The sequence below is a fragment of the Vibrio sp. 10N.222.55.C6 genome (assembly GCF_041473395.1).
GTDB lineage: Bacteria > Pseudomonadota > Gammaproteobacteria > Enterobacterales > Vibrionaceae > Vibrio > Vibrio crassostreae_C.
Genome location: NZ_JBFRSD010000273.1, coordinates 1 through 580, shown reverse-complemented (window position 1 = coordinate 580; position 580 = coordinate 1). Strand labels below are relative to the sequence as shown.

The following is a 580-nucleotide window of genomic DNA, read 5'->3' as shown; positions in this document are numbered from 1 at the left end:
GTATTGACTGCCATAGCGGGCCGCGATTCACTAATGGAGGCTTTTTCGCCATCGGAACTGGGCGAGACGAACAACATGATCGCATTGCCGGTGGAAAGAAGTATCAGGATTCCATCTACCAGTGTCAAAATTGGCAGGATCCAGAACATTGTGGTCACGCTCAATACGCGAGGTTTGAAGGCTCAGATTTAAAAGGAGCATTTAAGGTTCCATCACTTCGAAATTTAGCAGGTAGTCCATCTTTTATGCACGATGGTCGATTCAAAAGTTTGGAAGAGGTTATCGATTTTTACATTAACCCTTACGAATATCCTTTAGTGCATACAGATGTGACGCCGCTGAGGCTATTGCCTCATCAAAGAAAACAATTAATTTTATTTTTGCAGGCCCTAAATGATGAATATATCCCCCCATCGAATCCCAAATAAATATAAATGGTTTACGTTACTACTTTTAATACTGCCTTCGACATCATTCGCGCATGTCCAATGGTTTGTTGCCCCTGAGGAGATGAAACAGGTCTCCTTTGCATGGGATTGGGTGTATTACAGTATTACTTTATTGGTGTGCAGTTGTGCAT

1 pseudogene is annotated in these 580 nt (G+C 42.2%); it reads left to right on the top strand.

What is annotated here, in order from left to right:
* Positions 1-428: pseudogene (locus tag AB4486_RS23620) on the top strand (hypothetical protein); the annotation flags it as partial.
* Positions 429-580: the final 152 nt, after the last annotated feature.